We start from the raw sequence: 6,411 nt of genomic DNA, 5'->3' as shown, positions 1-6,411 counted from the left end.
GTGAAGTGAGCTTTGCCTGACACACCGCTTTCGCGAGCAAGCCCGCTCCCACAGTGTGTCCGAGTTAACTGAATAACTCTGAAGCARGGCTCGCTGCCGACAACTCTTCGGCAAACGCCAACAACAGCGGTGCCAACTCATGTAATCGCGCACCCGGCATGCGCGCACTGGGCCCGGCGATGCTTAACACCCCGATCACCCWCCCCTCGCTCGGGTGTCGCACCACGGCAGCGATCGCCGAGGTGCCCACCGCCGAGCTCTCTTCAACCCAGGCGTAACCCTGCTCGCGCGCCAGACGCAGACGTTCGAGCAGCTCAATATTGGAGCGCGGCGCATTCGGCCCCAGGTCCTTCGGCCGCTCACCGCCCTGTCGTTCTACCAGCGATAACGCCTCGGCATCGCTCATGCACGCCAGCCACGCGTGGCCCGAGGCGGTATAGAACAATGGCGCATCGCGGCCCATGTCCGGGTCGTATCGCAGGCCGGACCGCGCACCTTGAGACTTGGCGATCCAGATCTGCCGCTCGCTCTCAATGACGCCAAGGCGCACCAGTTCACCGGTCTCCTCAGCCAGGCGATCCAGCACCGGCTGCACGATATCCACCCCGCTGCCCGCCAGATAACGAAACCCCATCGCCACCAGTTTGGTCGACAGGTGATAGCGCAGGTTATCCGGATTCTGCCGCACGTAACCCAAGCGGATCAGCTCGGCGAGCAAGCGATGGGTCGCACTTTTAGGGATGTCCAGTTGTTCCGCCAGCGTCTGCATCGGTAGGCCGCGAGGGTCACTGGTAAGACTTTCCAGCACGCTGAAAACACGTTCGATCTGACTGCCGGCCATGGGAGATTCCACACACAATTTGTCTGATTCTAGAAGACGAACCGCATAACGCGAAATCTGGAACTCAACAGTCGACAAACACTGGCATTCACCCATTCGATAAAAACCCGCCACCTGATGGAATTCAATGGGCTATCCATGTTCCTACAGGCTTGCACTCGAAGAAACCCGGACGACTGGACTGGCGCCGCTCCCGCGTACCAGCAACACTCATCTCCACGGATAATCAGAGGATTCCCACATGCTATGGAAAAAAGGCAGACGCAGCGACAACGTGGTCGATGCCCGTGGTGATGATGTCGGCGGAGGTGGCGGTGGGATGCGTTTCGGTGGCGGCAAGGGCTTGAGCCTGACCGCGATTATTCTGATTGTCGGCATTGGCTGGATCACCGGCCAAGACCCGCTGCAGATCCTCGGACAACTCACCGGGCAAATGAGCGAGCAATCGGCACCGGCCACCACGCAAACCCGCAAGGCGCCGCCAGCCAATGACGAAGGCGCCGAATTCGTGCGTTCGATCCTCGGTGATACAGAAGACACCTGGGGTCAGATTTTCCAGCAGGCAGGTCGGCAATATAAGGACCCGACGCTGGTGCTGTTCAGCAATCGCGTCAATTCGGCCTGCGGTATGGCGACATCAGCGACCGGCCCGTTCTATTGCCCGGCCGACCAGAAGGTTTATCTGGACATGGCGTTCTTCCAGGAAATGTCGCAACGCTTTGCGGCCGCGGGCGACTTCGCCCAGGCTTACGTGATCGCTCACGAAGTCGGACACCACGTTCAGACCTTGCTCGGCGTTTCAGCGAAAATTCAAACCGCCCGTCAGCAAGGCCGGCAGATGGAAGGCGATGGCGGTTTACTCGTGCGCCAGGAACTTCAAGCCGATTGCCTGGCCGGGGTCTGGGCCAACCATGCCCAACAGCGTCTGAACTGGCTGGAACCCGGCGACATCGAAGAAGCCTTGAACGCCGCCAACGCCATCGGCGACGACCGCTTGCAACAGCAAGGTCAGGGTCGCGTGGTACCGGACTCGTTTACCCATGGCACGTCAGCGCAAAGAATGCGCTGGTTTAAAACCGGATTTGCACAAGGCCAGGTGGGCCAGTGCGATACCTTTGCGGCGAAAAACCTGTAAATGAATAAGTGGCTGTTAGCTGTACTGTTTACCTGCGCAAGTACCCAAGCCGCCGAGCATGGGGTCAAAGAACTCAGCCCCGGCCGGCTGTTACTCAAGGAGGGCGAAATAGCGGTGAGCATCGGCCCGGCACCCGAGAAAATCGAACGTGTGCTGATCATCATCCACGGCCGTTTACGCAACGCTGAAACCTACCGCCAGAGCGCCGAGCAGGCGGCTGAACTGGCAGGACAAAGCCAAACCACACTAGTGATCGCTCCTCAATTTCTTAACGAAAACGATGTCGTCCTGCATCCAGTGGCCGACTCCGTACTGCGCTGGCAGGGCGATGACTGGATGGCCGGCGGTTTATCCACAGCTCCATTTGCGCTGAGTTCCTATGGAGCACTGGATCAGATTATCCAGAGGGTCAGCGACCGGAAACAATTTCCTGACGTGAAACAAATAGTCATCGCCGGTCACTCCGGTGGTGCCCAAGTGGTWCAGCGTTATGCATTGCTGGCTCATGACCAACCGGTGATCGAGGACACCGGGGTGAAAATCCGCTATGTGGTCGCCAACCCTTCCTCGTATGCCTATTTCGATGAGCGCCGGCCCATGGCGTTCGATCATGCGAAATGCCCCGGTTTTAACCGCTGGAAATATGGTCTGACGGATTTACCCCTCTATGCCAGTGGGCAAACCGCAGTCCAGATTGAAGGCAATTACGTCAAGCGTGACGTGACGTATCTGCTCGGCAAGCAAGACATCGACCCACAGCATCCGGCTCTGGATAAAGGATGCGAAGCTGAAGCCCAGGGCGCTAATCGCCTGACTCGCGGGCATTTCTATTTTGATTATTTGCTACGTCGCAATCCGCGCGGGGTGAACCAGCAACTGGTCGACGTGCCGGGGGTTGGGCATAACGGGGATGGGATGTTTACATCGCCGGAGGGGCAGAAGGCGTTGTTTGGGCAGTGAGTTGGGGTGGCACCTGACAGTGCCCTTTCGCGAGCAAGCCCGCTCCCACATYWGATCTTCAGTTGGCACAGAATCTATATGTGACGAAGATCAAATGTGGGAGCGGGCTTGCTCGCGAAGGGGCACTCAAGACAACAACATTTCCCGCAACGCCACGCAATCCGCCGCATGCCAATCCGTCAACTCAGGCCACGGGTTATCCGGCAAATTCACCAACACCGTCCGCGCCCCCGCCGCTCGCCCGCAATCCAGATCAAACCGGTAATCACCGACCATCACCATCTCGCTCGCCGGCACCTTCCATGCTTCGGCCAGTTTCAACAAGCCGCCGGGATGCGGTTTAGGCGGTGCTTCATCACGCCCCAGCACATCCTCCACCGCGAAGCAGTCCGCCAGGCCTATGGCCTCCAGCGTGACGTGCGCCAGCTCCCGAGCATTGCGCGTAAGAATGCCCAGGCGATAGCCACGCCCGGCCAACTCACGCACCAGTTCCACCGCACCCGGCGCCGGTTTCGAACCCAGCGCCAGATCCCGCTCGTGCTCCAGCAACCACGCATGTTTAGCTGCCGCTTCATCGGCGGGCAGCGCTGCGAGGTGAGTCAGGATGTCGTCTTGCGCCGGGATCGCCAATGCCACACGAATCGCCGCGAAGTCATGCACGGCCACCGTCAGGGTGCCATCCATGTCGAACACCCAGTGGCGCACCTCAGCCAGGCTCATGCCCAATCCTTGCGATGACGAATCAGGCCTTCCTGCGTGACCGAAGCCACCAGTTGCCCGGAACGGTTGAACACGCTGCCACGGTTAAAGCCACGGGAATTACYGGCCCACGGGCTGTCCATCGCGTAGAGCAACCAGTCATCGGCACGCAGATCCTGATGGAACCACAGCGCGTGATCGAGGCTGGCGACTTGCATATCTTTGTGCCAGACCGTTTTGCCATGAGGCTGCATCGAGGTGACCAGCAGACCGAAATCCGACGCATAGGCCAGCAAATATTTGTGCAGTGCCGGCGAGTCAGCCAAGGCTCCGTCGGCGCGAAACCAGGCGTACTTGATCGGATCGGACGGCAGCGGGTTGTAGGGATCTTTCTCGGTCACCGGGCGGAATTCGATCGGTTTCGGGCACAGCAGTTTTTCGCGCATGTGCTCGGGAATCAGGTGCGCCCACTGCTGAGTGAGCTCCAGCTCCGACGGCAGGTTTTCCGGGCCGACCACAACCGGCATCTCGGCCTGGTGCTCGAAGCCTTTTTCGTCGTACTGGAACGAGGCGCTGCAGGTGAAAATCGGGTTACCCTTCTGGATCGCCGTCACCCGGCGCGTGCTGAAACTGCCGCCGTCGCGCACCCGGTCCACCTGATAAACCACAGGTAACGCGGAATCGCCCGGCCTCAGGAAATAGCCGTGCATGGAATGCACATGCCGCGCTTCTTCAACCGTCTGACTGGCTGCCGACAGCGACTGACCGATTACCTGACCGCCGAACAACTGGCGAAAACCCAAGTCCTGGCTGCGGCCACGGAACAGGTTTTCTTCGATCGGTTCCAGGGTCAGCAGGTCGACCAGATCATCCAACACTTGGCTCATTCAGACTCTCCTCACGCAAAACATTGCCGCGCAGTCTTGGCTGCGACGGGCGATTCAATTTCTGGCCCGGGCCAATAATATGGGAACCATTGTAAACGTCCGCGCCGGCTTATCCATGCAAGGTTTGTAGCCATTGTTCACGGGTGATGCGGTACAGCACATGGTGCCGCAGGGGATGGCCGGCCGCGAGCCTGGGATGCTCGAAGTCATCGGCTGAATCATGGTGCATGCCGATCGCCTGCATGACTTTCTCGGAAGGAGTGTTGGATTGAGTGGTGAAAGACACGATTTCCGCCAGCGCTAACCGGTCAAACCCGCAACGCAGTGCAGTCCACGCGGCTTCACTGGCGTAGCCCAGGCCCCAATGTTCGCGGGCCAGGCGCCAGCCGATTTCGGTCGCCGGAGTGAAGGGCGCGTCGAAACCCACTACACCAAGGCCGGTAAACCCGATGAACTGCCCGGTGTCCTTGCGCTGCAGGGCCCACAGGCCGAAACCATGCTCGGCGAAATGCCCGCGTACGCGCCCAATCAGCGAGGCACTTTCCAAGCGACTCAACGGTGCCGGGAAATAGCGCATCACCTGCGGATCGGCACACATCGCCGCAAACTCCGGCAGATCCTCATCGCGCCACTGCCGCAACAGCAGTCGTGCGCTTTCGAGTTCCAGTATTGGCTCCATTGCGTTCCCCCGTTTCCATGCCGCAAGTCTACATCGCTGGTAGGATCCTTCTCTCATTCCTACATGAAATCATCATGCCGCTGCCGCTGATTTATCACGAAGACTACAGCCCCGAGTTCCCGGCGGATCACCGCTTCCCCATGGACAAGTTTCGCCTGCTGCGCGATCACTTGGTGGACAGCGGCCTGACCCGGGACGTCGATCTCCTGCGCCCGGAGCTCTGCTCCCCGGAGATTCTCGCCCTCGCCCATGACGCTGCCTATATCGAACGTTACATGAGTGGCGAGTTGTCCCGTGAAGACCAACGGCGCCTCGGCCTGCCCTGGAGCGAAGCACTGGCCCGGCGCACGGTACGCGCGGTCGGCGGTTCGTTGCTGGCGGCGGAAAAGGCGCTGGAACATGGACTGGCCTGTCATTTGGCGGGCGGCACGCATCACGCGCATTACGATTATCCAGCCGGCTTCTGCATCTTCAATGACCTGGCGGTGATCAGCCATTACCTGCTGGAAAGTGGCCGGGTGAATCGGGTGCTGATCTTCGATTGTGACGTGCATCAGGGCGACGGGACTGCACGAATCCTGCACAACACCCCGGACGCAGTGACGGTTTCCCTGCATTGCGAAAAGAACTTTCCTGCACGCAAAGCCGAAAGCGACTGGGACATCCCGTTACCCAAGGGCATGGGCGATGCTGAGTACCTGAAAGTGGTCGACGATGCGCTCAACTATCTGCTGCCGCTGTATCAACCGGATTTGGTGCTGTATGACGCCGGGGTCGATGTGCACAAGGACGACGCCCTCGGTTATTTGAAGCTGACGGACGAAGGCGTGGCGGCGCGTGATGAAAGCGTGATGCGCCATTGCCTGGGCCGGGATATTCCGCTGGTCGGGGTGATTGGTGGCGGCTACAGCAAGGACCGCAAAGCCCTGGCGCGCCGGCATGGGATTCTGCATCACAGCGCGCAACGGGTCTGGCAGACATCAGGTTGTCATTGAGCCATGGGTCTTTACCCACAATGCCTGTGGAACTGCCTGTGGATAACCTGAGTGAAAGGGCCTACAGCCCAGACTGCGTATAGGCTTCAGGACGATGGTTGTTTTTTAACCACCCCTTGAACACACAACAAATCAACTGTGGGAGCGGGTTTGCTCGCGAAAGCGGTAGTACAGTCGACATCAATGTTGAATGTACCGCCGACTTCGCGAGCAAG

At 59.5% G+C, this 6,411-nt stretch carries 7 protein-coding genes; 3 read left to right on the top strand and 4 right to left on the bottom strand.

Annotation, left to right across the window (positions count from 1 at the left end; genetic code table 11):
- Positions 1-64: 64 nt before the first annotated feature.
- Complete coding sequence (locus AC1DRJ_RS01445) at positions 65-841, bottom strand: IclR family transcriptional regulator (RefSeq protein ID WP_477800470.1); 777 nt, start codon at positions 839-841, stop codon at positions 65-67.
- Between the two features lie 241 nt (positions 842-1,082).
- On the opposite strand from AC1DRJ_RS01445, the gene ypfJ reads away from it, so the two are divergent.
- Together ypfJ and AC1DRJ_RS01435 are read left to right on the top strand one after the other, a co-directional pair.
- Positions 1,083-1,976 carry a KPN_02809 family neutral zinc metallopeptidase gene (ypfJ, locus tag AC1DRJ_RS01440; protein WP_477800469.1) on the top strand — a complete coding sequence of 298 codons (894 nt, stop codon included), beginning with the start codon at positions 1,083-1,085 and terminating at the stop codon, positions 1,974-1,976.
- Positions 1,977-2,936, top strand: coding sequence for an alpha/beta hydrolase (locus tag AC1DRJ_RS01435; protein ID WP_477800468.1), 960 nt, complete (start codon positions 1,977-1,979; stop codon positions 2,934-2,936). It begins immediately after the preceding gene.
- A 126-nt stretch (positions 2,937-3,062) separates the two neighbouring features.
- Here AC1DRJ_RS01435 and AC1DRJ_RS01430 read toward each other — a convergent pair whose 3' ends face one another.
- The 3 genes from AC1DRJ_RS01430 to AC1DRJ_RS01420 form a co-directional block, all read right to left on the bottom strand.
- The gene (locus tag AC1DRJ_RS01430) at positions 3,063-3,656 is read right to left on the bottom strand and encodes an HAD family hydrolase (RefSeq protein ID WP_477800467.1); all 594 of its coding nucleotides are present in this window, start codon (positions 3,654-3,656) and stop codon (positions 3,063-3,065) included.
- Positions 3,653-4,522, bottom strand: a complete 870-nt coding sequence (gene tesB, locus AC1DRJ_RS01425) for an acyl-CoA thioesterase II (protein ID WP_477800466.1) — start codon at positions 4,520-4,522, stop codon at positions 3,653-3,655. Before tesB ends, AC1DRJ_RS01430 begins: the two co-directional genes overlap by 4 nt.
- 109 nt (positions 4,523-4,631) lie before the next feature.
- Positions 4,632-5,201, bottom strand: a complete 570-nt coding sequence (locus AC1DRJ_RS01420; protein ID WP_477800465.1) for a GNAT family N-acetyltransferase — start codon at positions 5,199-5,201, stop codon at positions 4,632-4,634.
- A gap of 74 nt (positions 5,202-5,275) precedes the next feature.
- Here AC1DRJ_RS01420 and AC1DRJ_RS01415 point away from each other — a divergent pair, with 74 nt between their 5' ends.
- Complete coding sequence (locus tag AC1DRJ_RS01415) at positions 5,276-6,196, top strand: histone deacetylase family protein (RefSeq protein ID WP_477800464.1); 921 nt, start codon at positions 5,276-5,278, stop codon at positions 6,194-6,196.
- Positions 6,197-6,411: the final 215 nt, after the last annotated feature.

This window comes from Pseudomonas sp. P5_B2, assembly GCF_056400445.1.
This window is presented reverse-complemented; position numbering and strand designations above follow the sequence as displayed.

What these genes read in the sequence shown, in the direction of transcription:
- AC1DRJ_RS01420 (WP_477800465.1), bottom strand. Translation starts at nt 5,201, where the DNA reads ATGGAGCCAATACTGGAACTCGAAAGCGCACGACTGCTGTTGCGGCAG.
- AC1DRJ_RS01430 (WP_477800467.1), bottom strand. Translation starts at nt 3,656, where the DNA reads ATGAGCCTGGCTGAGGTGCGCCACTGGGTGTTCGACATGGATGGCACC.
- AC1DRJ_RS01415 (WP_477800464.1), top strand. Translation starts at nt 5,276, where the DNA reads ATGCCGCTGCCGCTGATTTATCACGAAGACTACAGCCCCGAGTTCCCG.
- ypfJ (WP_477800469.1), top strand. Translation starts at nt 1,083, where the DNA reads ATGCTATGGAAAAAAGGCAGACGCAGCGACAACGTGGTCGATGCCCGT.